This is a genomic window from Saccharopolyspora oryzae (assembly GCF_027853915.1).
Lineage (GTDB): Bacteria > Actinomycetota > Actinomycetes > Mycobacteriales > Pseudonocardiaceae > Saccharopolyspora > Saccharopolyspora oryzae.
The window spans coordinates 22,932-46,152 of sequence record NZ_JAQGLA010000062.1 but is presented as its reverse complement, the minus strand read 5'-3'; the positions used below and the strand labels follow the sequence as shown (position 1 = coordinate 46,152).

Sequence of the window (23,221 nt, the reverse complement as noted above, 5' to 3'; positions counted from 1 at the left end):
ACCTCACCATCAACCCGGCCGCCAAGGACGCGCTGGCCGACGACGACGGCAACATCAGCGCCGCCGACGAGCAGCTCGCCGCGGGCGACGACCACACCAAGGCGGTCGTGCAGCTCGACGGCACCGTGAACATCGCCGGGTCCGACAACAAGGTGCGGGTCATCGCGGTGCTGTCGCTGGTCAACGGCAAGATGCAGATCGAGCCGCGCAAGCTCGACCTGAGCAACAGCAACTTCGGCACCATCGAGCTGCCGTCGATCATCGAGAAGTCGGTGCTCAAGCAGTTCAGCACCACGCTCGACCCGGGCATGCTGCCGTTCGAGGTCAAGCCCACCGCGGTCCGCGCCGAGCGGGGCGCGCTGGTCGTCGAGGGCATCGCCGACAACGTCACGATCAGCAGCAACGGGGTGACCACCGGGTGAGCCCGGGCATCTGGGCACTGCTGATCGCCGTGGTCGCGGCGCTGCTGATCGGCGCGGTGTGGCAGTCCCGGCAGGGCAAGGTCCGCGAGAAGACCGGTGAGGAGAACGTGACCGACCTCCTTCCCGAGGCGTTGCAGCAGCGGCTGGCCGACGCCCCGGACGACGACGCGAAGGTGACGCTGCTGCAGCTGTCGACGACCTTCTGCGCCCCGTGCCGCCACACCCGCGTCCTGCTGGCCGACTTCGCCCAGCGCACCGAGGGCGTCCGCCACGTGGAGGTCGACCTGACCGACCACCCGGAGTGGTCCACGCCCCTGCGCGTCCACACCACCCCGACCACCCTCGTCCTGGACGCCGCGGGCCGCGAGCTCTTCCGCATCAGCGGAGTCCCCCGCCGCGACAACCTCGCCACGGCCCTCGAACCCCACCTCACCTGAGCCCCGTAGTTTCAATTGAAACTGTAGATCTACGCCTGGAGATTTACAGTTTCAATTGAAACTGTGTCCGCCGTGCCTGGCGCGCGCAGTTTCAATTGAAACTGCACCCCCAGGTGTCTCACCCTGTGAACAGCCTTCCCGCCGATCGGTCCAACCGGTAGCCTCCGTGCTGTGCATGTACTGCTGACCCGAAGGCGCGCGGTTGACCTTTGCCGCGTGGGTAGCAGCCTGTGTTGCGGGCACTGACCGGGCGGTAGTACGCATCTGCACACCCCTCGCACGGACGTGCCGTGGCAGAGGTGCGCGTATCCCACCGCCTGACGGACTCGGCAGCCGAAGTCCACAGTCAGGAGGCCCCATGTCAGCCGCAACCCTCGATCCGCGTGGCGTCCGCTTCACCGCGGCGATGACCAGCGCGATCCTCGCGCTCGGCCTGATCACCACCAGCTGGCGGGTGCTGGCCGCCCAGATGGTGCTGTTCGGACTGTGCGCGTTCATCGGGATGCGGCTCAACCCGTGGGGCTTCGTGTACCGGCAGGCGGTCCAACCGCGACTCGAACCGATCGCGGCGGCCGATCGCGAAGAACCCGCTCCGGTGCGCTTCTCCCAGGGCGTCGGATTCGCGTTCGCCCTGGTCGCCATGGTCGGTTACGCGACCGGGTTGACCACCTTGGGCCTCGTCGCGAACGCGTTCGCCCTGGTCGCCGCGTTGCTCAACGCGGTGTTCGGTTACTGCCTCGGTTGCCAGATGTACCTGGTGCTCCGGCGCCTGGCGCCTGCCGGAGCGTCCACTTCAGACACCCGCTGAACCACCGAAGATCAACGAAGGAGTCGCTCGATGAGCCGCGCAGAGGTCCTGGTTTCCACCGAGTGGGCCGAACAGAACCTGAACACCGACGGCGTGGTGTTCGCCGAGGTGGACGAGGACACCACCGCGTACGACGGCGGCCACATCCCCGGCGCCGTCAAGCTGGACTGGAAGAACGAGCTCCAGGACCACGTGCGCCGGGACTTCGTCGACCGCGAGGGCTTCCAGAAGCTGCTGTCCGCCAAGGGCATCGGCAACGACGACACCGTGATCCTCTACGGCGGCAACAACAACTGGTTCGCCGCCTACGCCTACTGGTACTTCAAGCTGTACGGGCACGGCGACGTCAAGCTGCTCGACGGCGGCCGCAAGAAGTGGGAGCTCGACGGCCGCGAGCTCACCAAGGACGAGCCGAACCGCGCCGCCACCACCTACCAGGCGCAGGAGCCGGACACCTCGATCCGCGCGTTCCGCGACGAGGTCGTCGACGCGATCGGCAACAAGAACCTGGTCGACGTGCGCTCCCCCGACGAGTTCGCGGGCAAGCTGCTCGCCCCGGCGCACCTGCCGCAGGAGTCGGCGCAGCGCGCCGGGCACATCCCGTCGGCGATCAACGTCCCGTGGAGCAAGGCCGCGAACGAGGACGGCACCTTCAAGTCCGACGAGGAGCTGAAGGAGATCTACGGCGAGGCCGGTCTGGACACCTCGAAGGACACCATCGCCTACTGCCGCATCGGCGAGCGCTCCTCGCACACCTGGTTCGTGCTGCGCGAGCTGCTCGGCAACACCAACGTCAAGAACTACGACGGCTCGTGGACCGAGTACGGCTCGCTGGTCGGCGTCCCGATCGAGAACCCGGCCGAAGCCGCCAAGAACTGAAGTCTCCCCACCGGAGCGAAGGAGAGTTGACCATGAGCGGATGCGGAGCCCCGCAGCAGTCGGCGACGGCGGTCGCCGAGGAGACCGACCAGGTCGTCGTGGCCGGAAAGGTGCGAGCTGGAGACCAGCCGGTCGGCGGAGCGTTCGTCCGCCTCCTGGACTCCTCCGGCGAGTTCACCGCGGAGGTCGTGTCCTCCGCGGAGGGCGACTTCCGCTTCTACGCGGCCCCCGGCGACTGGACCGTCCGCGCCCTCCACCGCGAGGGCAAGGGCCAGTCCGACGTCACCACCGAAGGTCCCGGCGTCCACGCGGTGGACATCGCCGTCGCCTGACCGAGCGTTCCCCTGAAGCGAAGGGCGTCTCCCCGAATTGCGGGGAGGCGCCCTTTGCGCAGGTCAGGACTCGTGAGTGGCGATGGTGGCCAGACCCACCATCGCCACTCACGAGGCTGATCAGCTGGAGCGCTTCGAGCGGAGGAGCGCGAAGGCCCGTTCGTCGCGGTCCTGGGCGCTGGGGTTGGAGTCCTCCTGGCAGCCGACCGTGGTGAAGTCGACCACCTCCCAGCCGGTGCGGTCGAAGAGCCGGCGCAGCCCGGCCTCGCTGAAGATCCAGAAGTTGGTCGCGTCGTCGTTCGCCTCGGCCGGGTCCAGCAGGTAGGCCACCGGCTGCTGCTGGATGCGGGTGCCGTCCGGGGTGACCTGCGCGATCCGGGTCGAGACGAAGCACAGGTCCGCGCGCCGGGCCAGCTGCTCGAGCACGAAGTACGGGTTCTTCAGGTGGTAGAGCAGCCCGAGGAAGAACACCGCGCCGTAGTGCTCGGCGGGCAGCTCGAACTGCGAGTCCAGGTCGATCTCGTGCACCTGGACCTTCGAGTCCAGCTCGGTCACCAGCCGCCGCGCGCCGCGCAGGCCGTTGAAGTTGGTCGGCGCGTTGTCGATCACATCGACCTGGCAGCCCAGCTCGTCCTCCAGGAAGAACCCGAAGTCGCCGTCGGCCGCGCCGATGTCGGCGATCCTGGTGCCCGCGATCTGGTCGAACACCTGCCGCTGCGGCCCGCTGAGCAGCGCATCCAGGTGGAAGATGTTGGCCATCGTGTCGTACGGGTACCAGCCGAAGTCGCTGGGCGCGATGGCGTCCTTGCGCGCCAGCAGGTCTTCGCGGAAGGCCAGCGCCCGCTCGCGCAACGTCTCGAAGTCCATGTGATTCCCGTCCTGGGCGTCGGTGCGCGCCAGATCATGCCCGACGCCACACTCCGCCGAGCGCACTTGGTGGTTATTCTTTGCCCGTGGAACTTATCGACTTCCTGCACTACGGCCTCGTCACCCTCGTCGGCCTCGCGGCCGTGGCGACCATCTGGTTCGCCTGCTACGTGCTGTACCGCCTGTACAGCGACTGATCCGGGGCCACCGGTACCCTTCCCACCGTGACTGCAACGCCCAACGAACCGCAGCCCGGCAGCGGGGACGCCGCGGTCGCCGCAGCTGCCGAGCGCGCCAAGCTCACCGCGCACCGCAACGTGCCGGAGTTCGAGGACCTGCCCGGCCCCGGCGACACGGCCAACCTGCGCCTGGGCCCGTCCCTGGACGACGCCTGCCTGGCGCTGCTGCCGATCGTCGGCGTGTGGCGCGGTGAGGGCGAGGCCGCGCACCCGTCGATCGACGAGACCTACCGGTTCATCCAGCAGGTCACGATCGCGCACGACGGGCGCCCGTTCCTGACCTACGAGAGCCGCGCCTGGCGGCTCGACGGGGAGGGCGGCTCGGTCGTCGCTCCGGCGTTCCGGGAGACCGGGTTCTTCCGCCCGCAGCCGGACGACACCATCGAGCTGCTGATCCTGCACGAGACCGGCGTCGCGGAGATGTTCTTCGGCAGGCCGACGGCCCAGACCACCTGGCAGTTCGGCACCGACGCGGTCCTGCGCACCCCGACCAGCGAGGACGTCACCGCGGCCAGCCGGCTCTACGGCGTGGTCGACGGCGCGCTGGCCTACGTCGAGGAGCGCGCGACCTCCGAGCACGAGCTCCAGCCCCGGCTGTCGGCCAAGCTGGACCGCATCGTCGGCTGATCCCGCGAAGTTTCGACCCGGCCCCCGCTGCGCACCCGCAGCGGGGGCCGTCGTCATTCGCCTGGCGTTGTCAGCCCTCTCCACTAGTTTCTCGGGCAACGACAACGACATAGGGAGAAACCGATGCCGAACATCCTCAGCGGCGAGCGCGCGGACATCCTGGAGCTGCTGCGGACGCACCGCGGTTTCCTCCGGTACACGGTGCAGAACCTGACCGAGGAGCAGGCCCGCTCGCGGCCGACCAAGAGCGAGTTCTCCCTCAGCGTGCTGATCAAGCACGTCACGTCGGTGGAGCGGAACTGGGCCGACTTCATCCGCAACGGCCGCAAGTTCGACGCCTACGACGAGGCGGCTTTCGCCGAGATGGCGGCGACGTTCCAGGTGACCGAGGAGGAGACGCTGGAAGCGCTGCTGGCCGAGTACGAAGAGGTCGCGCGGAAGACCGACGAGATCGTCGAGACGGTCCCCGACCTGGACCTCTCGCACCTGCTCCCGGACGCGCCGTGGTCGGAGGAGAAGGGCAAGCGCTGGACGATCCGCCGGGTGCTGCTGCACATCGCCGCTGAAACCGCCCAGCACGCGGGCCACGCGGACATCATCCGCGAGACCATCGACGGCCAGAAGACCATGGGCTGACCGGCCCCCCGAACCAGTTCCATCGGCGCGTCCGGTGCCCGACACGCCGACACCTGTGGACAGGTCCGGGGTCCTGTGGAGAACTTCCGCAATTTCAATGGAAATCGGACATCCAATTTCCATTGAAATTGCGGAACCACGAGTCGGAGGGGTGAGCCGGACCGGTCAGTAGTTGGACTCGTAGAGGCCGGTGACCTCGGCGTGGAGGTCCGGGTCGGCCTTGATCGCCGTGCCGTTGATGGTGTGGACCTGGGTGACCAGGCGGATGCTGGAGCACAGCCACACGCCGTCCGCTTCGAACAGCGCCGAGACCGGGAACTTCGCCACCTCGGTCTGCCAGCCGGCCTGCTCGGCGGCCCGGAACAGCGCACCCTGCGTGGTGCCCTTGAGGATGCCGGAGCTCGGCGGGGTGGTCAGCAGGGTCCGGCCCTGGGCGATCACCACCGTGGAGGTCGGGCCCTCCAGCACCGAGTCGTCGGTCGCGGTGAAGATGACCTCGTCCGCGCCCCGCGCCTCCGCCTCCCGCATCGCGGCCATGTTCACCGCGTACGACAGGGTCTTCGCGGACAGCAGCAGCCACGGCGCCCGGTCCATCAGGTCCGGCGCGTAACCGCGCTCCAGCGTCACGGCCGAGATGCCGTCGCGGCGCTTGCGCAGGGAGTCCGCACCGACCTGCATGCCCATCGCGAAGCCGTGCGGCGTGCCGTCGCCGCCGTCGATGCCGCGGGTGCACACCAGTTTCAGAGCCATCTCCGGGTCGGTGTCCCACGGCCAGTTGTCGATCACCGCCTGGACCGCCCGCTCCCAGGCGGCGCGCTCGGGCAGCTGCATCTGCATCAGCCCGGCGGACCGCTCCAGCCGGTCGAGGTGCGGGCCGATCTCCCGCGGCTGCCGCCCGACGACGAGGATCGTCTCGAAGATCCCGTCGCCGCGCATCACCCCCAGGTCGTCGGCGCGGAACAGCGGAGCCTCGGGGTCGACGATCGTCCCGTCCAGAAGTGCCAGTACGCGCATGCCGGAAGCGTAGAACCTCGAACGCCCGGATTCGGGACGGGCTGCGCGCGCGTCCGGCGGCGAGTGCTGCGGAGTTACGATCGGAGGTGCCGACCGGAAGCGCGCCGAGCACAGGAGCGGGCATTGAGCGACCAGGGATCGCTGCGCAGCACCTTGCACCAACGTGGCATGCGGATGACACCGCAGCGCCAGCTCGTGCTGGACGCCGTCCGCGGGCTCGGCCACGCCACGCCGGAGCAGGTCTGCCGCGAGGTGCAGGGCACCGCGTCGACGGTCAACATCACCACCGTCTACCGCGCGCTCGACCTGCTCGAGGAGCTCGGGCTGGTGCGGCACACGCACCTCGGGCACGGCGCCCCGACCTACTCCGCCGAGGAGCACGAGCACGTCCACCTCGCCTGCCACCGCTGCGGCGAGATCGACGAGGTGCCGACCGAGACGCTCGACGAGCTGGCCGAGCAGCTGCGCCGCGAGCACGGCTTCGAACTGGACGCCACCCACCTCGCGCTGTCCGGCACGTGCCGGAAGTGCCGCGCGACCGAGGCGGGTTGATGGTCCGCACGCCCCGATCGCCGGGCATCCCGCAACACACCGAGGAGCACTGATGAGTTCACCCCTGCTGAACCTGCCGGGTGCGGTACCCGCACCCGACGACGCGGTGGACGCGGGTGTGCCCTGGCACTTCGGCGACCCGTTCGCCGAGCAGCGCTCCGCCAGCCGCGCGGCGGTGCTGGTGGACCGCTCGCACCGGCAGGTGATCGCGGTGCCCGGCGAGGAGCGGTTGAGCTGGCTGCACCTGGTGCTCTCGCAGCACCTGACCGAGCTCCCGGACGGGCAGGGCACCGAGGCGCTGATCCTGGACAGCCACGGCCGGGTGGACTGCCACCTGCTGGTCGCCCACCACGAGGGCGTGGTCTACCTGGACGCCGATGCCGGCGCGCAGGTGACCAGCGCGCTGCCGACCATCGGCGTGGACGGCAAGCAGACCCTGCCGGAGTACCTGGAAGCGATGCGCTTCTGGTCCAAAGTGGAGCCCCGGGACGCCACCGAGGAGTTCGCGGTGCTCACCGCGGTCGGTCCGGACGCGGGCGGCATCCTCGCCCAGTTCGCGCCGGTGCCGTCCCAGCCGTACGAGGTGAAAGCGCTGCCCGGCGGCGGTTTCACGCGCAACGTGCCGTTCCGCTCGCTGCCGACGTTCGACCTCGTGGTGCCGCGCGCCTCGCTGGTCGAGTGGTGGACGAAGCTGACCGACGCCGGCATCCGCCCCTCCGGCACGCTCGCCTTCGAGGCGCTGCGGGTGGAGGCGCTGCGCCCGCGCGTCGGCCTGGACACCGACGACCGCGCGATCCCGCACGAGCTGGGGTGGGTGCACGTGGCGGCGCACGTGGCCAAGGGGTGCTACCGGGGTCAGGAGACCGTGGCCAAGGTGCACAACGTGGGCAAGCCGCCGCGCCGGATGGTGCTGCTGCACCTCGACGGCTCGGCGGAGGTGCAGCCGGAGACCGGTGATCCGGTGTGGCTCGGCGACCGCAAGGTCGGCCGGATCGGCAGCGTCGTGCAGCACCACGAGCTCGGTCCGGTGGCGCTGGCGCTGCTCAAGCGCTCGGCACCGGTGGACGGCGAGCTCGTCGCCGGGGACCCGGAGGAGGACCGGGCGGTGGCCGCCGCGGTGGATCCGGACTCGGTGCCGCCGGACAGCGGGGAGCCGCCGGGGCGGGTCGCCGCGGAGCGATTGCGCGGCCGTTAGTTCCAGATAGCGATCGATTCCGCACTGCTTTCGAAACGACATCACCCGATTTGTTGGCGAGGTCTGCCGAATTGCCGGAGGATGGCCACGTGATCGAAGTCCGCCCGGGTGGACGGCGCCGCATCGACAGGGTTCTGTCCCCGGACTACACCAGTGGAATCGAAGGCCGCGCGCTGAGCGAAGTGCGCGAGCTGCGGGACGAGGCGGCGCAGGAGGAGACCGACCTCTCGTACCTGCGCCGCGTGCTGCACGTGCGGATCGACATCGTGCGCGCGGAGCAGCGGAGGCGGAACGAGGACGGTTCGACGTCGGTCGTCGAGCAGTTGGTGAACATACTTTCCGACAACGCGGTCGGTCCGGCGACCGGTTCCGGCCGCTACCAGACCACCGAGCCGTCGCGGGCGGAGGCGCACCGCAGGCACGTCGAGGCGCTGGTCTCCGACGTCGACCTCTCGAACGTCACGTCGCTGTCGGAGGCGAAGCTGGACCAGGCCCTGGACGCCTACACCGGCGAGGAGGACTCGGTGTCCCAGCGCCGTCGCGAGGTGCAGGACGTGGTCGACCGGCTGAACGCCGAGATCGCGCGCCGCTACCGCGAGGGCGCCGCGTCGGTGGACGACCGGCTGGCGGAGGAGCGCGACCGGCACTGACCCCGTTTCGCGCACCGCGATCGTCCGAAGTGGACTCAGCGATCGGCTGACCGCGCGCCGATCACCCCTTCCCCGGTGGACGCTGTTCGAGTTACGCTCATATTCTGGAATTTGTCTCCCAGATTTTGGGATGGGCCATGAGCGCGCAGTCAGACACCTACACCCACGGGCACCACGAGAGCGTCCTGCGGTCGCACCGCTGGCGGACCGCCGAGAACTCCGCCGCCTACCTGCTCCCGCACCTGCGGCCGGGCGTCAGCGTGCTCGACATCGGCTGCGGGCCGGGCACCATCACGCACGACTTCGCCGCCCTGGTCGCTCCCGGACCGGTGCTCGGCGTGGACAACGTCGACGATCCGCTGGAGATCGCCCGCGCCGGGGCGGCCGAGCGCGGCCTGGACAACATCACCTTCGCCAACGCCGACGTCTACGGCCTGCCCCACGCCGACGACTCCTTCGACGTCGTGCACGCGCACCAGGTCCTGCAGCACCTGACCGACCCGGTCGCCGCGCTGCGCGAGATGCGGCGGGTGTGCCGCCCGGGCGGCGTGGTCGCGGTCCGCGATGCGGACTACGGCGGGATGCGCTGGTCCCCGGAGAACCCCGGCCTGGACCGCTGGTTGGCGCTCTACCGCGACGTCGCCCGGCACAACGAGGCCTACCCGGACGGCGGCAAGTACCTGAAGTCCTGGGCGCAGCAGGCGGGCTTCAGCGACATCACGTGCACGGCGACGGCGTGGTGCTTCGCGACGCCCGAGGAGCGCGCGTGGTGGGGCAACCTGTGGGCGGACCGCATCCGCCGCTCGTCCTTCGCCGAGCAGGCCCTGGCCCACGGCCTGACGACCCGGGAAGAGCTGGAAGACCTGGCAACGGCCTGGCACGCCTGGATCGACGCCGACGACGCCTGGTTCGCAGTCCTCAACGGCGAGATCATCTGCCGCCCCTGAGCCCGCCGCCGCTTTCAGCAGTAAGCAGCAACTGCGAAGCCCACCTGCACCGCGCAGTGAGGGTCGCATGCGGCGCAGCCGCATAGCCCACCTGAGCAACTCGCACCGCCGCGGGTTCTCAGACGTCGCCTGGCGAGGACAGCCCGTTTGCCGTGTATTGGACATACATAAAAACGGGATCCCGCAGCCAGGCGGCGTCTGAGGTTCCGCCACCGGCACCGCCACGCAAATCAGCCACTGGAAAGAAATTCAGTTGTGGCGTTCGCGGGAGGCGAACTCCGACCAGAAGTCGCGGAGGGACTCGTAGCGGGTCGCCACTTCCTCGGCGTCTTCGGCTTCCATCGCGTCGACGATGGCGTGGACGTCCTCCGCCGAGGTGTCGGCTTCGAGGTCGCTGGTGGTCATCAGCTGCACCAGACCGCCGTAGTCCAGCTCGACCGCCGAGTGCGGGTGGAAGCGCTCCAGCCAGCGGCCCGTCTCGCGCAGGATCCGGGTCGGGCCCTCCTCGCCGATCGACTTGCGGCCGATCGAGTGCGCCCGCGCCACCCGGCGGCGGGCATCGGCCATCGCCACCCGCCAGCACACCCGGCGGCGGTCCGGCTCGGTGAACACGCACCGCTCCTCCGGATCCACCAGGACGAACCAGGGCAGCGGCACGGTCCAGGTCGACGACAGCACGTGCACCGCGCCCTCCGCCAGCTCGCTGACGATCGCGCTGGCGCGGGACTTGGCCTTCTCCTCCGGCACCGCCAGCACCGCCGTGCGCAGCGGGAGCTCCGAATCGCCCAGGAAGCCCACCAGCGCCGCCGCGGACCGGCCACGCAGGTCCAGGGGGCACACCAGCGGCGCCGGGCCGACCGTGGCCGCCGGCGCGCTCGGCACTTCCTTCGGATCGAGCACGAGCACGTCGCCGACGCCCTGCACGGCACCGTCGGCGGTCTCACCGGGAAGCAGTCTGGGCGGGGTGGCGAGCTGGCTCCGCAGCCAGACGTCCTGCTCGCGCAGACCCGCGTCGAACGGGTCGATCGGACCCCGCTCGACCGCCGCCGCCAGCTCCTCGCGGAGCGGTGCGTCGAAGGACGTCAAGGGCTCGTACACCCTCAGGTAGGCGACGAACGGCTCAGGCACAGCAGCATCGTGCCAGACCGCCCGAACGGACCCGCCGCCGACTCGCGGACGTCGGAAAACGCGGAGGAGTGCGACGTCACCCAAGACACGTCCACTCAGACAAGGCACCACGTCGCGTTCAACCGCCTCGACACGGTACGGTAGTTACAGGAAAAGTTGTCGAGATCATGCGGGGCCGACTTTCCCCTGTCCGCCCCGCACACCCTGTGCGAGGGGGTCGAGCCATGGGGCGCGGCCGGGCTAAGGCCAAGCAGACGAAGGTGGCCCGCGAGCTGAAGTACAGTTCCCCGTCCATGGACATAGAGGCGTTGCAGCGAGAGCTGTCCACCTCTGAGTCCGGCGAGTGGTCCAGCGAGGACCGCGATGACTCGCACGACGACGGGTACGACGACTACGACTACGGCCGACGCTGAAGCACATCCCCGCCGAGGACAGCAGCTGAACGCTGCTCGGCGGCGCGCTGCGTCGCAAGTCGCTCGTCGTACCCGATGAGTGGGAATTGACGAACTCGCAGAGTCCCACATAGGAGGAACTCACTTGCGTCAGCCTCCGTGTGGAAAACAAGCAGCCGAGCGGTGCTACACCGCTCGGCTCGCTGTGTTGTCCGAGAACTGCCCGATGCTCGTGAGCACTTCGGGGGCCCATGGCACCCCGAAGTACTCACGAACCAGGAGCTGCTGAAGGTCCGCCGGGCCGGGCGATCGGCCGGTTGCGGGAGGAGAAGAGCCGACGTGCGGCGGCCGCCTCTCGGCGGATGGCGCTACGAGGCTCCAGCCGGACTGGTATTCCCCGCAGGCGATAGTTGGGGCCCGGGGGCTCGCGCGCACGTCGGCGCCTGGTTCAACGAGCAGGTGCCGCCGCGGATTCCCGGTCCGGCAGGTGAATGCAGAACGCGGCCCCCGGACGGATCCGGAAGCCGCGTTCGCACAAGCTCAGAAGCGCGGGTGGTTGCCGCGGAGGATCACTCGGTCCTCTTCGGCCGCGTCTTCGACCGCGGGTTGCTTGGCGATCTCGCCGAGGACCCATGCCGGGACGTGGCGGGCCGTGAGCACCGCGAGGGCGCGGTCCACGTCTTCGGCGGTCACCACGGCGACCATGCCGATGCCCATGTTGAAGGTGCGCTCCATCTCCTCGGCCTCGACGCGGCCGCGCTGGGCGATCATGCGGAACACCGGCGCCGGCGTCCAGCTGCCCCGGTCCAGCACCGCGGTCAGACCGGACGGGATCACCCGCGCCAGGTTCTCCGCCAGACCGCCGCCGGTGACGTGCGCGAAGGTCCGGACGCCCGCCTCGGCGGCCAGCGCCAGGCAGTCCTTGGCGTAGATCCGGGTCGGCTCCAGCATCTCCTCGCCGAGGGTGCGGCCGAACTCCTCGACGTGGCCCTCCAGCGGCATCCGGGCGAGGTCCAGCAGCACGTGCCGGGCCAGCGAGTAGCCGTTGGAGTGCAGGCCGGAGGAGCCCATCGCGATCACCACGTCGCCGGGGCGCACCTTGTCGCCGCCGAGCATCGCGTCCGCCTCGACCACGCCGACGCCGGTCGCGGAGATGTCGTACTCGCCGGGCGCCATCATGCCGGGGTGCTCGGCGGTCTCGCCGCCCAGCAGCGCGCAGCCGGCCTGCACGCAGCCCTCCGAGATGCCCTTGACCAGCTCGGCGATCCGGTCCGGCACGACCTTGCCGACCGCGATGTAGTCCTGCAGGAACAGCGGTTCCGCACCGCACACCACCAGGTCGTCGACGACCATCGCGACCAGGTCGATGCCGACGGTGTCGTGCTTGTCCACCGCCTGCGCGACGGCGAGCTTGGTGCCCACGCCGTCGGTGGAGGAGGCCAGCACCGGTTCCTTCCAGCGGTCGAGCTTGAGCTGGAACAGACCGGCGAAGCCGCCGAGCGAACCGAGCACCTCGGGCCGGGTGGCGCGCTTGGCCCACGGGCGCATCTTCTCGACCGCCTCGTCACCGGCCTCGATGCTCACCCCCGCAGCGGCGTAGGTGGCTTTCGGGCTCTCGGGCTGGGCAGACCCTGCGAGCAGGTCTTCGGACACGACTGGCTCCACATTCTGGTGCGGTTTTCGATTCGCCGGACGCGCAGACCACGCTACGCGCCGCGGCGGATCAGGGTTGGCTTTGCGCGCGGCTCAGGGCCGCTGCAGCGCTTCTTCGGCGCCGTAACCGGTCGGCAGCACCGGCTCGGCCGGCCCCGCCACGCCCCGTTCGGGCTTGCCCTCCAGCACGTACTTCCCGAGCTTGGCGTCGTCCGGCAGCGGGATCGGGTACTCGCCGTCGAAGCAGGCCGCGCACAACCGGGTGCGGGGCTGCTCGGTCGCCGCGACCAGGCTGTCCAGCGACACGTAGCCGAGGCTGTCCGCGCCGATGGAACGGCGCACCCCGTCGGTGTCCAGGCCGTTGGCGATCAGCTCGGCGCGGGAGGCGAAGTCGATGCCGTAGAAGCACGGCCACTTCACCGGCGGCGAGGCGATCCGCACGTGCACCTCGATGGCACCTGCTTCGCGCAGCATCCGGACCAGGGCGCGCTGGGTGTTGCCGCGCACCACCGAGTCGTCCACGACGACCAGGCGCTTGCCGCGGATGACCTCGCGCAGCGGGTTGAGCTTGAGCCGGATGCCGAGCTGGCGGATGGTCTGCGACGGCTGGATGAAGGTCCGGCCGACGTAGGAGTTCTTGACCAGGCCCTGGCCGTAGGGGATGCCGGAGGCCTGGGCGTAGCCGATCGCGGCGGGCGTGCCCGATTCCGGGACCGGGATCACCATGTCGGCGTCCACCGGGTACTCCTTGGCCAGCCGGCGCCCGATCTCCACGCGGGTGCCGTTGACCGAACGACCGGAGATGGTGGTGTCCGGGCGGGCCAGGTAGACGTACTCGAAGATGCAGCCCTTGGGCTTGGGGTTGGCGAAGTGCTGCGAGCGCAGGCCGTCGCCGTCGATCGCCAGCAGCTCGCCGGGCTCGACCTCGCGGACGAACGACGCGCCGACGATGTCCAGGGCGGCCGTCTCGCTGGCCACCACCCAGCCGCGCTCCAGGCGACCGAGCACCAGCGGGCGCACGCCGTGCGGGTCGCGCACCGCGTAGAGGGTCTCCTCGTCGCAGAAGACCATCGAGAACGCGCCGCTGAGCGTCGGGAACAGCTCCATCGCCGCCTGCTCGATGCCCAGGTCCGCGGCCTTCGCCGCGAGCAGCCCGCAGACCAGGTCGGAGTCGGTGGTGGCGCCGTCGCAGCTGTTGGCCGGTGTCGAGCTGTTGCCCGTCACCGTGTCCACGCCCGCGGCGACCACGCGGTCGCGCAGCTCACCGGTGTTGACCAGGTTGCCGTTGTGGCCGAGCGCCAGGCTGGTGCCCGCGGCCGTGGTGCGGAAGGTCGGCTGGGCGTTCTCCCAGGTACCACCGCCGGTCGTGGAGTACCGGGCGTGGCCGACCGCGACGTGGCCGCGCAGCGACGCCAGGGTCTGCTCGGTGAACACCTGGCTGACCAGCCCGGTGTCCTTGTAGACGAGCACCTGCGAGCCGTCGCCGACGGCGATGCCGGCGGCTTCCTGCCCGCGGTGCTGGAGGGCGTAGAGCCCGTAGAAGCTGAGCTTGGCGACCTCTTCGCCGGGAGCCCACACGCCGAAGACGCCGCATTCCTCGCGGGGGACGTCTCGTTCGAGGGGATCTGCGGCGGGGTTGGCGAGGTCCGCGTGCGTGCTTGCGTTAGCCGGTTCGGGCCGGTCGGTGACCACCGAGCACTCCCTGGAGGACGAAGCCGGAGTTACACCTCAGTGTAAACAGGGAGAAACCCGCTCATCGCCCGCGGCGTGGTAGCTGTCTCACCGGCGAGTTCGAAAAGTTCACGGTGCGTCGCGCCGGGGTGACGCGATGTCGACCGGCTAGCCGTCGACGCGGACCAGCGGGAGCCACTGGGAGACGTCGGCGCGGGTGCCGGACGCGGTGAGGGCGCCGCGGTCGACCGCTTCGGACCAGGTGAGGCGTCCGGTGGCGAGCAGGAGCCAGGTGCGGGCGTCGGTCTCGACGACGTTGGGCGGGGTGCCGCGGGTGTGCCGGGGTCCGGCGATGCACTGCACCGCGGCGAACGGCGGTACCCGGACCTCGACGCTGTTGCCCGGCGCGACCTGCTCCAACGTCCGCAGGCTCAGCCGCACCGCGGCGGCGAGCTCCGGGCGCGCGGGGCGCTGCGCGTCGTCGTCCAGCCAGGACCGCACGGCGGCGACGGCAGCGCGCATCTCACCGGGATCAACGGCACGTCGGTTGGCCATGCGACCAGCCTACGAAACCCTCCGACGCCCCCGTCCTGGCTCCGGCGTCACGCAAATTCCATTGAAATTGGACATTCGATTTCAATGGAATTTGCGGATCACCGGCGTGTCGTCGACCGACACGCCGGGGCCTGCGGACGACTCCCGCGATTTCAATGGAATTTCGACCTTCGATTTCCATTGAAGTTGCGGGAGCCCCTGGTCAGAGCCAGCCGAGCTTGACGGCTTGCATGCCCGCCTGGAAGCGGGTTTCGACGCCGAGGCGGGCGATCAGCTCGCGGACCCTGCGGTGCGCGGTCCGGGCGCTGAAGCCCATCAGCCGGCCGATCGTGTCGTCGGTGGCCCCGGAGGCCAGCAGCGACAGGATCCACCGCTCCTCCTCCGTGGGCTGCATGTCCTCGCCGGACAGGTCCTGGGCGGCGGTGAACGGCGCGGCGAAGCGCCACATGTCGTCGAAGATCCGGCCGAGCGCGGCCAGCATCGCCGAGCTGCGCACCACCACCGCGCTCTCCACCGTGTTGTCGGCGACCGTGAGCGGCATCAGCGCGATCTCGTTGTCCACCATGATCAGCTTGGTCGGCGCCACGTGGATCACGCGGGCCTGCTCGCCCTGCGCGACCAGCTTGGTGGTGATGTCCAGCTGCGGCGGCAGCGCGAGCGCGGACCGGTCGTAGAGCACCTGGTACTGCACGCCTTCGGCGAGCTTGCGGGATTCCAGCGAGTCGAGCGGTCCGGTCGTCACGTACGGCGGTTTGGCCACGCCCTGGACCAGTTGCGCGGCGTTGCGCTGCAGCTCGTAAGCAGCCCAACCGACCCGCTTGGCCCCGTGCACGACCTGCAGCACGCCGCCGTTGCCCGCCTGCGCCCGCGCGGCGCGGGCGACCGACGCGACCTGCGCCCGCACGGCCCGCTCGGTCAGCGGCTCCGTGGTCGCGGTCTCCGCCGCAGGCTCGTCGACAGCGGTCGACTGCGCCAAGTCCTCGGTGTATCCGGGAAGCACGGCACACCCCTCCTCGTGTGCCCGACAGCACCGATTCAGCACCGGTACCGCGATGGACACTGAAAACCCCCGTTGATGGCAACGTATCCACCGGGAACGATCGCTGGAACCGACTTTCGCACGATGGTGCGCAGCGACCTTGGATCGACCCCGTTCGGCCGCATCCCGGCGTCCCCCGAATGCAGCAGCGGACACGACGCGGGCCCTTCCCGATCATCTCAGGAAGGGCCCGCGGGTCGCATCGCTACCGGATCACAGGTCGCCGATCTGCAGCAGGTCGGTGATCGTGCCCGACGGCGCGTTCTGGATCACGCCCTTGGAGGCCTGACCCTGGAGGCCCTTGACCACGTCGGCCGGAGCCGCGTCGGGGTTGGCCTGCAGGAACAGGGCGCCGACGCCGGCCACGTGCGGGCTGGCCATCGAGGTGCCGCTCATCGTCTCGGTGCCGCCACCCGGGACGGTCGACACGATGTCCACGCCGGGCGCGTAGCCCTCGACGGTGGCGCCGAAGTTGGTGAACTCGGCGGAGCCGTCGTTCTTGTCGGACGCGGCCGTGGTGAACACGCCCTCGGCGCTGGCCGGGGAGGTGTTCTCGGCGTCCTGGCTCTCGTTGCCGGCGGCCACCGCGAGGAAGACGCCGCTGTCGACCAGCTTGGTCGCGGCCTCGTCCAGCGCCGGGTCCTTCGGGCCGCCCAGCGACATGTTCGCCACCGACGGGCCGTTGTGGTTCTGCGCGACCCAGTCGATGCCGCCCACGACCTGCTCGGTGGTGCCGCTGCCGTCGTCGCCCAGCACGCGGACGCCGACCAGCTTCGCGGCCTTGGCCACGCCGTAGGTCTCGCTGCCGATGGTGCCGGCGACGTGGGTGCCGTGGCCGTGCTTGTCGGTGCCGTCGCCGCCGGTGGCGTCGAAGCCGACCTCGGCGCGGCCGCCGAAGTCGGGGTGCGACGGGTCGATGCCGGTGTCGATGATGTAGGCGGTGACGCCCTCACCGGTGCCCTTCGGGGCGTAGTTGTCGTCCAGCGGCAGGGCCGGCTGGTCGAGGCGGTCCAGGCCCCAGGACTCGACGGCCTGCTGCTTGGCCGGCTCGACCTGGATGCGGTAGCTCTGGGAGATGTTCTCGACCTTGGAGCTGGCCCGGACCTTGTCCAGCTGCTCGGGGCTCAGCTTGGCGGAGAACCCGTTGAGCGTCGCGTTGTAGACGTGGCGGGGCTGGACGCCGAGCTCCTCGGCGACGCCCTGGGCGGCGATGTCGTCCTTGAGGTTGACGATGTAGACGTCCGAGTCATCGGCGCTCGCGACCTTGGCCTGCGGGTGCAGGAACAGCGGTGCGAGTTCGATCTGCGGCTGTGCGCCGGCGGGAGTCCCGGCGAACACGAGCGCCGCCGCGGCAACGCCTGCCCCGGTGCCGTAGAGCAGCTTCCTCATGTTTCCCCTCCTAGACAGACGCTCGGGTGGGGCCGAGCGAAGGTGTTTCACGGCGGAACGTAACCAGGGAAAACACTCGGACGGGTGATGTTGGCGATTTGTCGCCACACAATCGTGCGGTGGGGTGAACGCATTCCCAGCTCTGCCTTACCGACCGGGAATGAGCAGGCAAAATCGAGCCCGCCGCGGTCTGCGACGGGCTCGTGAAAAACTGTTAAACGCGAGTTTGCCCAGACGTCCAGCTATTCGGACGGGCACTCGCTGTATTCAACGCGTGAGCGACTTGCCAACACGACGGGGTGATCAGGTGGCGGCGACCCAGCGCCGCAGCCGGAGGCGGACCGCCTCCACGTACTCGGGCTCGATCTCGTCGCCGGCGCCGTCGGGGGCCACGCCGTAGGTCATCCCGTAGTGCAAGTACAGCGCGCGCTCCTGCGCCAGCGGCAGATCGCCCTTGACCAGATCGACTCGCGGGGCCAACCGCACGGCTTCCCTGCCCACCGCGACGGTGAGCGTGTCGCCGTCGAAGGCGGCGCCGTCCAGCGGCACGAAGCTCTCGTTCGTCCCGAAGAGTCCGGTTTGGACGGTGACCCAGGCGGGCTGCTCGGTGTCGTCCTCGATGAACAGCTGACCGACGATGCCTATCCGATGACCGGCGGGGTCGAACACCTCGCACCCGAACAACCGCAACGCTTCCCGCTGACCGATCATCGCCGCCTCCCCTCCCCGAACCCTGCAGCCAGTCTCCCCCGGGACCCGTCGCGGCGGCACCTCGGAACGGCTGGTCCTCGGGGGACGGTCTGCAGGCGCCGGAACCCGGATGGGACCCTCGGGGGCGCGCTCAGCAGCAGCGGGGCGTCAAGATCAACAGCACGGAGCCCCGATGTCCGAACCGAACCAGCCCGACCTCGGCCAGCTCGTCCCGCCGATCACCGACGAGATGCGCGAGCACGCCAAGGAGAACCCGAACAGCTGGCTCTACATCACCGACCCCGGCTACGCGAGCGAAGGCGGCGACGTGCCGCCGGAGGGCATCGTGGGCGCCTACCGGATCGACCCCGATGGCGAGATCGACCCGGAGTTCCAGCTCAACGACCGCTACGAGCCCTCCGAGCTGGTCACCCAGCGGCCGGAGCCGACCAACGAGCTGGAGCGGGTGCTGGTCGAGATCGCCGAGGGGCGGATGGCCGACGCCGCGCTGCCCGCCGCGGTCCTCGACGCCGAGCTGCTGCTGTACGCGCCGGACGAGGAGGACAGCATGCTCTACACCGCGGAGATGTCCGACGGCAGCCAGCTGGTCCCGGCCTGCACCTCGCTGGCTCGCGTGCCGTCCGACTGGCCGGGCGTCCGCAAGGTGCCGGGCAGCGTCCTGCCGGAACTGCTCGGCGGTCTCGCACTCGGCCTCAACCTGCACGAAGCGGTGCAAGCCATCATCCCGAACAGCGTCCTGACCGAAGTCGCCGCCGAGCGCTCCTGAGTCCACTTGGAACTGTGATCACCGGGCCTGGTGCCTAGTCTCGGCTGGATGAAGAGCGGGCCGGGACCGATCGAGGACTACGCGCTGCTGTCCGATCTGCGCACCGCTGCACTGGTCGGCAAGGACGGCTCGATCGACTGGCTCTGCCTGCCCCGCTTCGACGCGCCGTCGTGCTTCTGCCGGCTGCTGGGCACCGAGCAGGACGGGCACTGGCAGATCGCGCCGACCTCGCCTGTCCGCGAGGTGCGGCGGCGGTACCGGGACAACTCCCTGGTGCTGGAGACCGACTTCCACACCGACGACGGCGTGCTGCGGCTGATCGACTGCATGCCGCCGCACGAGCAGGCCCACGACGCCCAGCCGTGCCTGGTGCGGACCGTGCGGGGCATCTCCGGCGAGGTCGACGTCAAGATGCGCTGGGTGGTGCGCTTCGCCTACGGCGAGGCGGTGCCGTGGGTGCGGCGGGTGCGGGAGATCGATCCGGTGCTCGACGAGTTCATCCTCGCGATCGCCGGCCCGCACACCGCCGTGCTGCGCGGCGACGTCCTGCCGCAGCGCGCCGAGCACGAGCGGGCGCACGAGCTGGTCCGCACGGTGCGCGCCGGGGAGCAGCTGTCCTGGGTGATGCAGTGGTCCCCGGACGCCGACGACCTCCCCGCGCCGATCGATCCGGAGCAGGAGGTCGGCGACGCCGAGGACTTCTGGCGGGAGTGGACCACCAAGATCTCCTACTCCGGGCCGCACTCGCCGGCCGTGAACCGGTCGCTGGCCACGCTCAAGGCGCTGACCTACGCGCCGACCGGCGGGATCATCGCGGCGCCGACGAGCTCGCTGCCGGAAGCCGTGCCGGGCAACCGGAACTGGGACTACCGCTTCTGCTGGCTGCGCGACGCGACCCTGGTGCTGCTGGCGCTGGACGACTTCGGCTGCTCGGCGGAGGCGGCGGCCTGGCGCAGCTGGCTGGTGCGCGCGGTCGCAGGCGACCCGGCGGACCTGCAGATCATGTACGGCATCGGCGGTGAGCGGCACCTGCTGGAGTGGGAGGCCGATTGGCTGCCGGGCCACCGCGACTGCCTGCCGGTGCGGTTCGGCAACGCGGCCTACCGGCAGCTCCAGCTCGACGTGTACGGCGAGGTCATGGACGTGCTGCACCTGGCGAGGGAGCGCGGACTGCCGGAGCGCGAGGAGACCTGGGCGTTGCAGCGCGGCATGCTGCGCCACCTGGAGAAGATCTGGCGGCAGCCGGACCGCGGCCTGTGGGAGGTGCGCGGACCCGACCAGTACTTCACGCATTCCCGGGTGATGGTGTGGGTCGCGTTCGACCGGGCGGTGCGCGCCGCGGAGGAGGACGGCCTGCCCGGACCGGTGCACCGCTGGCGGGACATCCGCGACGAGGTGCACGCGGAAGTCCTGGAGCGGGCGTGGAACCCGGAGCTGGGCGCGTTCACCCAGTACTACGGCGGGACCACTCTGGACGCGGCGACGTTGCGGATGCCGTCGGTGGGGTTCCTGCCCGGCGACGACGAGCGCGTGGTGCGCACGGTGGAGGCGGTGCAGCGCGAGCTCCAGCACGACCGGGTGCTGGTCGACCGCTACACGCCGACCGATTCCCGCAACGAGGTCGACGGCCTGACCGGTCGGGAGGGCGCGTTCCTGGCGTGCTCGTTCTGGCTGGTCGACGCGCTGGCCTACATCGGCCGCCGGTCGGAGGCCGAGGAGCTGTTCGGCGAGCTGGTGGCGCTGGCCAACGACGTGGGCCTGTACGCGGAGGAGTACGACGCCCGGACCCGTTCCTTCGCGGGCAACTTCCCGCAGGCCTTCAGCCACCTGGCCCTGGTCAACTCGGCAGCGGTCCTCTACGGCGGCCTCACCCGCGCCCAGCGCAGCCGCCGCGACGGCAAACCCCGCTGAGCCACCCGTTCCTGCTGGTCGAGTCCCGTGAGCCTTTTCTGGCGCCATGGCCCCACAAAGTGCTCACGGCCGATGAGCTGCGGAACCAAGCCCCGGTGCCGAACCAACCAGTGGTGCGGTGGCTCAGTCGAGCTGCTCGGTGATGAAGGCGGTGATCGCTTCCGGGGAGCCTGGTTTGGCGAAGAGGTAGCCCTGGCCGGTTTCGCAGCCGATGTCGGCCATCCTGCGGGCCTGGGCCAGGGTTTCCACGCCTTCCGCGGTGACCGTCAGGCCCAGCGCGTGCGCCAGGTCCACCAGGGTCGACACGATGCGCGCGTCGACCGGGTCGGCGCGCTCGGCATCGCGCAGGCCCTCCATGAACGAGCCCGCGATCTTGAGCTCGTGGACCGGGAGGTGGCGCAGGTAGGCCAGGTTCGAGTAGCCGGTGCCGAAGTCGTCGATGGCGATCCGCACGCCCATCTGGGACAGCGCGCGCAGCGCGTCCAGCGGCTCGTCGGCGGTGCTCATGATCGCGCTCTCGGTGAGCTCCAGCTGCAGCTGCGACGGCTCGAGCCCGGTCTCGGCCAGGATCTCCGCGACGTCGCCGACCAGGTTCGGGTCGCGGGACTGGCGCACCGCCAGGTTGACGCTGACGAACGGCGCCGCCGAGCCGAACTGGTCCTGCCAGCGCTTGGCCTGGCGGCAGGCCTCCCGCAGCACCCACCGGCCCAGCGACACGATCAGCCCGGTCTCCTCGGCCAGCCCGATGAACTTGTCCGGGCCGAGCCGCCCGAGCTCCGGGTGCGCCCAGCGGACCAGGGCTTCCACCCCGACCACGTTGTGATCGCGCAGACCGACCAGCGGCTGGTAGTCGACGTAGAACTCCTCGCGCTCCAGCGCGGCGGGCATCGTCGCCGACAGGTGGAACTGGGCGACCTCGGTGGCGTTGCGCTCCGGGTCGAACAGCGCCCACTGGCCCTTGCCCTCGGCCTTCGCCCAGTACAGCGTGACGTCGGCGTCGCGCATCAGCTCCGCGGCGGTCTGCCCGTTCACCGGCCGCTCGACGATGCCGATGCTCGCGCCGACCGACAGCTCGTGGCCGCCGACGCGGAACGGCTCGTCCAGCGCGTCCAGCACGGTGTCGGCGACCTCGACCGCCTGGCCGGTGCCGAGCGAGTTCTGCAGCAGGATCACGAACTCGTCGCCGCCCATCCGCGCGACGAGCCGGTCGTCGCCGTGCACCACGGCGGCGAGCCGGTCGGCGACCGCGACCAGCAGGTCGTCGCCGACGTGGTGGCCGAGGCTGTCGTTGATGACCTTGAAGCCGTCCAGGTCCATGTAGCAGAGCGCGACCCGGTCGCCGGGTTCGTGCTGGCGCAGCACGGTGGTGAGCCGCTCCAGGAACAGCGCGCGGTTGGGCAGCCGGGTCAGCGGGTCGTGCATCGCCTGGTGGCGCAGCCGCTCCTGCAGCATCATCCGGTCGGTGACGTCCTCGATCAGCGCCACCTGGTAGAGCGGCAGGCCGTCCTCGCCGCGGACCAGGGACACGATCATCTCGGTCCACACCGGAGCGCCGTCGGGGCGGTTGAACTGCTTCTCCACCCGGAACTGCTCGCGTTCGCCGCGGACCAGCTCCTCGTACATCCGCCAGACGCTCTCCGGGTCGCCCGGGTGCATCATGTCGGAGACCAGCATGGCGCGGAGCTCGTCGGCGGAGCGGCCCATGATCCGGGTCAGCGAGTCGTTGACCTCGAGGATCCGGCCGCCCATGTCGCCGATGCCGATGCCGATGGCGGCCTCGGCGAAGATCGCGCGGAACCGCGCCTCGCTGGTGCGCAGGGCCTGTTCGACGGCGTCGCGGGCGTCGAGCACGGCCTGCCGGATGGCTTCCTGCTCGTCGAGGGTGCGCTTGCGCGCGGCCTGCACGAACCCGGAGCACAGGGCGCCTTGCAGCGCCGCGATCCGGTCCCGCCAGACCGGGCTGCTCTCCAGGCCCAGGGCGTCGAGCATCTCGTCGCCGATCAGGTCGATCGTGCGGGCCAGCGATTCGGCGCTGGTGAAGTGCACGGCGACCAGGTCGACGCCGACCTCTCGCGCGGCCGCGGTGGCGAAGGGCTCGCTGAGCAGCGCATCGACCAGGCGGTCGGTGTAGCCGCGCAGGCGGCCTTCGATCTCGGCGCTCGTCATGGGCACGTAGCTGGTGCCCATGAGCACGTGCGCCCAGGCCGCCGCGAAGCGGCGTCGGTCGGCTCGGTTCACCTCGGCGGTCACCTCGTGAGCGCTTGGCACCGGCGCGGTCCAGCCAGTCATGCCTGGGGCGCCCTCCACTCGTACTCGCCCGGCCGTTCTCGTTCGGAGCATACGACCGGATCGGTCCGGCGGTCGAACATCATGTGCGGCACCCGGGGTAGCCGTTACCTCG

General features: G+C 70.2%; 25 protein-coding genes. 15 read left to right on the top strand and 10 right to left on the bottom strand.

Annotation, left to right across the window (positions count from 1 at the left end; translation table 11 throughout):
- The 6 genes from OU415_RS27650 to OU415_RS27630 all read left to right on the top strand — a co-directional run.
- Window positions 1-422, top strand: a 422-nt coding sequence (locus OU415_RS27650; protein WP_270952226.1) for an LmeA family phospholipid-binding protein, incomplete at its 5' end; no start/stop codon positions are given.
- Window positions 419-859, top strand: a complete 441-nt coding sequence (locus OU415_RS27645; RefSeq protein WP_270952225.1) for a TlpA family protein disulfide reductase — start codon at window positions 419-421, stop codon at window positions 857-859. The genes OU415_RS27650 and OU415_RS27645, both read left to right, overlap by 4 nt.
- Before the next feature lie 171 nt (window positions 860-1,030).
- Window positions 1,031-1,105 (top strand): putative leader peptide, encoded by a 75-nt coding sequence (locus OU415_RS38395; RefSeq protein ID WP_350945149.1) that lies wholly within the window; start codon window positions 1,031-1,033, stop codon window positions 1,103-1,105.
- Window positions 1,106-1,217: 112 nt separating this feature from the next.
- A complete protein-coding gene (locus OU415_RS27640; RefSeq protein ID WP_270952224.1) occupies window positions 1,218-1,667 on the top strand; it encodes a DUF4395 domain-containing protein in 450 nt (149 codons plus the stop codon).
- A 30-nt stretch (window positions 1,668-1,697) separates the two neighbouring features.
- Window positions 1,698-2,546, top strand: a complete 849-nt coding sequence (locus tag OU415_RS27635) for a sulfurtransferase (RefSeq protein WP_270952222.1) — start codon at window positions 1,698-1,700, stop codon at window positions 2,544-2,546.
- A gap of 32 nt (window positions 2,547-2,578) precedes the next feature.
- Window positions 2,579-2,878 carry a DUF1416 domain-containing protein gene (locus tag OU415_RS27630; RefSeq protein ID WP_270952220.1) on the top strand — a complete coding sequence of 100 codons (300 nt, stop codon included), beginning with the start codon at window positions 2,579-2,581 and terminating at the stop codon, window positions 2,876-2,878.
- A gap of 120 nt (window positions 2,879-2,998) precedes the next feature.
- Here the strand turns inward: OU415_RS27630 and OU415_RS27625 are convergent, their stop codons facing one another.
- Window positions 2,999-3,745, bottom strand: coding sequence for a class I SAM-dependent methyltransferase (locus OU415_RS27625; protein ID WP_270952218.1), 747 nt, complete (start codon window positions 3,743-3,745; stop codon window positions 2,999-3,001).
- Between the two features lie 224 nt (window positions 3,746-3,969).
- Here OU415_RS27625 and OU415_RS27620 point away from each other — a divergent pair, with 224 nt between their 5' ends.
- Window positions 3,970-4,611, top strand: coding sequence for an FABP family protein (locus OU415_RS27620; RefSeq protein WP_270952217.1), 642 nt, complete (start codon window positions 3,970-3,972; stop codon window positions 4,609-4,611).
- Between the two features lie 123 nt (window positions 4,612-4,734).
- Window positions 4,735-5,247: a DinB family protein gene (locus tag OU415_RS27615; RefSeq protein ID WP_270952216.1), complete on the top strand. Its 513-nt coding sequence runs from the start codon at window positions 4,735-4,737 to the stop codon at window positions 5,245-5,247.
- Between the two features lie 165 nt (window positions 5,248-5,412).
- Here the strand turns inward: OU415_RS27615 and OU415_RS27610 are convergent, their stop codons facing one another.
- Window positions 5,413-6,261 (bottom strand): aminodeoxychorismate lyase, encoded by an 849-nt coding sequence (locus OU415_RS27610; RefSeq protein ID WP_270952214.1) that lies wholly within the window; start codon window positions 6,259-6,261, stop codon window positions 5,413-5,415.
- A gap of 123 nt (window positions 6,262-6,384) precedes the next feature.
- Between OU415_RS27610 and OU415_RS27605 the strand changes: the two genes are divergently transcribed.
- From OU415_RS27605 to OU415_RS27590, 4 genes are all read left to right on the top strand, one after another.
- Window positions 6,385-6,813: a Fur family transcriptional regulator gene (locus OU415_RS27605; protein ID WP_270952212.1), complete on the top strand. Its 429-nt coding sequence runs from the start codon at window positions 6,385-6,387 to the stop codon at window positions 6,811-6,813.
- Between the two features lie 52 nt (window positions 6,814-6,865).
- Window positions 6,866-8,008 carry a CAF17-like 4Fe-4S cluster assembly/insertion protein YgfZ gene (ygfZ, locus tag OU415_RS27600; RefSeq protein WP_270952211.1) on the top strand — a complete coding sequence of 381 codons (1,143 nt, stop codon included), beginning with the start codon at window positions 6,866-6,868 and terminating at the stop codon, window positions 8,006-8,008.
- A gap of 89 nt (window positions 8,009-8,097) precedes the next feature.
- Window positions 8,098-8,658, top strand: a complete 561-nt coding sequence (locus tag OU415_RS27595; protein ID WP_270952210.1) for an RsiG family protein — start codon at window positions 8,098-8,100, stop codon at window positions 8,656-8,658.
- A 137-nt stretch (window positions 8,659-8,795) separates the two neighbouring features.
- Window positions 8,796-9,605 carry a methyltransferase domain-containing protein gene (locus OU415_RS27590; RefSeq protein ID WP_270952208.1) on the top strand — a complete coding sequence of 270 codons (810 nt, stop codon included), beginning with the start codon at window positions 8,796-8,798 and terminating at the stop codon, window positions 9,603-9,605.
- A gap of 249 nt (window positions 9,606-9,854) precedes the next feature.
- On the opposite strand, the gene OU415_RS27585 is transcribed toward OU415_RS27590, so the two are convergent.
- The gene (locus tag OU415_RS27585) at window positions 9,855-10,733 is read right to left on the bottom strand and encodes a hypothetical protein (protein ID WP_270952206.1); all 879 of its coding nucleotides are present in this window, start codon (window positions 10,731-10,733) and stop codon (window positions 9,855-9,857) included.
- Window positions 10,734-10,957: 224 nt separating this feature from the next.
- On the opposite strand from OU415_RS27585, the gene OU415_RS27580 reads away from it, so the two are divergent.
- On the top strand, window positions 10,958-11,146 hold the full coding sequence (locus tag OU415_RS27580) for a DUF3073 domain-containing protein (protein ID WP_093419982.1): 189 nt from the start codon (window positions 10,958-10,960) through the stop codon (window positions 11,144-11,146).
- A gap of 519 nt (window positions 11,147-11,665) precedes the next feature.
- On the opposite strand, the gene purM is transcribed toward OU415_RS27580, so the two are convergent.
- The 6 genes from purM to OU415_RS27550 form a co-directional block, all read right to left on the bottom strand.
- The gene (purM, locus tag OU415_RS27575) at window positions 11,666-12,778 is read right to left on the bottom strand and encodes a phosphoribosylformylglycinamidine cyclo-ligase (protein WP_270952203.1); all 1,113 of its coding nucleotides are present in this window, start codon (window positions 12,776-12,778) and stop codon (window positions 11,666-11,668) included.
- Between the two features lie 93 nt (window positions 12,779-12,871).
- Window positions 12,872-14,356 carry an amidophosphoribosyltransferase gene (gene purF / locus OU415_RS27570; RefSeq protein ID WP_408641924.1) on the bottom strand — a complete coding sequence of 495 codons (1,485 nt, stop codon included), beginning with the start codon at window positions 14,354-14,356 and terminating at the stop codon, window positions 12,872-12,874.
- Between the two features lie 261 nt (window positions 14,357-14,617).
- A complete protein-coding gene (locus tag OU415_RS27565) occupies window positions 14,618-15,004 on the bottom strand; it encodes a sterol carrier family protein (RefSeq protein WP_270952201.1) in 387 nt (128 codons plus the stop codon).
- Window positions 15,005-15,206: 202 nt separating this feature from the next.
- Window positions 15,207-16,004 (bottom strand): helix-turn-helix transcriptional regulator, encoded by a 798-nt coding sequence (locus OU415_RS27560; RefSeq protein ID WP_270952200.1) that lies wholly within the window; start codon window positions 16,002-16,004, stop codon window positions 15,207-15,209.
- A gap of 252 nt (window positions 16,005-16,256) precedes the next feature.
- Window positions 16,257-17,432, bottom strand: coding sequence for a S8 family peptidase (locus OU415_RS27555; protein WP_270952199.1), 1,176 nt, complete (start codon window positions 17,430-17,432; stop codon window positions 16,257-16,259).
- 303 nt (window positions 17,433-17,735) lie between these two features.
- Window positions 17,736-18,143 (bottom strand): PRC-barrel domain-containing protein, encoded by a 408-nt coding sequence (locus OU415_RS27550; RefSeq protein WP_270952198.1) that lies wholly within the window; start codon window positions 18,141-18,143, stop codon window positions 17,736-17,738.
- A gap of 172 nt (window positions 18,144-18,315) precedes the next feature.
- Here OU415_RS27550 and OU415_RS27545 point away from each other — a divergent pair, with 172 nt between their 5' ends.
- Both OU415_RS27545 and OU415_RS27540 read left to right on the top strand, forming a co-directional pair.
- Window positions 18,316-18,909, top strand: coding sequence for a type VII secretion system-associated protein (locus OU415_RS27545; RefSeq protein ID WP_270952197.1), 594 nt, complete (start codon window positions 18,316-18,318; stop codon window positions 18,907-18,909).
- A 48-nt stretch (window positions 18,910-18,957) separates the two neighbouring features.
- Window positions 18,958-20,820: a glycoside hydrolase family 15 protein gene (locus tag OU415_RS27540; RefSeq protein WP_270952196.1), complete on the top strand. Its 1,863-nt coding sequence runs from the start codon at window positions 18,958-18,960 to the stop codon at window positions 20,818-20,820.
- Window positions 20,821-20,943: 123 nt separating this feature from the next.
- On the opposite strand, the gene OU415_RS27535 is transcribed toward OU415_RS27540, so the two are convergent.
- On the bottom strand, window positions 20,944-23,058 hold the full coding sequence (locus OU415_RS27535; RefSeq protein WP_270952194.1) for a putative bifunctional diguanylate cyclase/phosphodiesterase: 2,115 nt from the start codon (window positions 23,056-23,058) through the stop codon (window positions 20,944-20,946).
- Between the last annotated feature and the right edge of the window lie 163 nt (window positions 23,059-23,221).

What these genes read in the sequence shown, in the direction of transcription:
- OU415_RS27630 (WP_270952220.1), top strand. Translation starts at nt 2,579, where the DNA reads ATGAGCGGATGCGGAGCCCCGCAGCAGTCGGCGACGGCGGTCGCCGAG.
- OU415_RS27555 (WP_270952199.1), bottom strand. Translation starts at nt 17,432, where the DNA reads ATGAGGAAGCTGCTCTACGGCACCGGGGCAGGCGTTGCCGCGGCGGCG.
- OU415_RS27565 (WP_270952201.1), bottom strand. Translation starts at nt 15,004, where the DNA reads ATGGCCAACCGACGTGCCGTTGATCCCGGTGAGATGCGCGCTGCCGTC.
- OU415_RS27640 (WP_270952224.1), top strand. Translation starts at nt 1,218, where the DNA reads ATGTCAGCCGCAACCCTCGATCCGCGTGGCGTCCGCTTCACCGCGGCG.
- OU415_RS27590 (WP_270952208.1), top strand. Translation starts at nt 8,796, where the DNA reads ATGAGCGCGCAGTCAGACACCTACACCCACGGGCACCACGAGAGCGTC.
- OU415_RS27625 (WP_270952218.1), bottom strand. Translation starts at nt 3,745, where the DNA reads ATGGACTTCGAGACGTTGCGCGAGCGGGCGCTGGCCTTCCGCGAAGAC.
- OU415_RS27580 (WP_093419982.1), top strand. Translation starts at nt 10,958, where the DNA reads ATGGGGCGCGGCCGGGCTAAGGCCAAGCAGACGAAGGTGGCCCGCGAG.
- OU415_RS27610 (WP_270952214.1), bottom strand. Translation starts at nt 6,261, where the DNA reads ATGCGCGTACTGGCACTTCTGGACGGGACGATCGTCGACCCCGAGGCT.
- OU415_RS27540 (WP_270952196.1), top strand. Translation starts at nt 18,958, where the DNA reads ATGAAGAGCGGGCCGGGACCGATCGAGGACTACGCGCTGCTGTCCGAT.
- OU415_RS27550 (WP_270952198.1), bottom strand. Translation starts at nt 18,143, where the DNA reads ATGATCGGTCAGCGGGAAGCGTTGCGGTTGTTCGGGTGCGAGGTGTTC.
- ygfZ (WP_270952211.1), top strand. Translation starts at nt 6,866, where the DNA reads ATGAGTTCACCCCTGCTGAACCTGCCGGGTGCGGTACCCGCACCCGAC.
- OU415_RS27635 (WP_270952222.1), top strand. Translation starts at nt 1,698, where the DNA reads ATGAGCCGCGCAGAGGTCCTGGTTTCCACCGAGTGGGCCGAACAGAAC.
- OU415_RS27615 (WP_270952216.1), top strand. Translation starts at nt 4,735, where the DNA reads ATGCCGAACATCCTCAGCGGCGAGCGCGCGGACATCCTGGAGCTGCTG.
- OU415_RS27545 (WP_270952197.1), top strand. Translation starts at nt 18,316, where the DNA reads ATGTCCGAACCGAACCAGCCCGACCTCGGCCAGCTCGTCCCGCCGATC.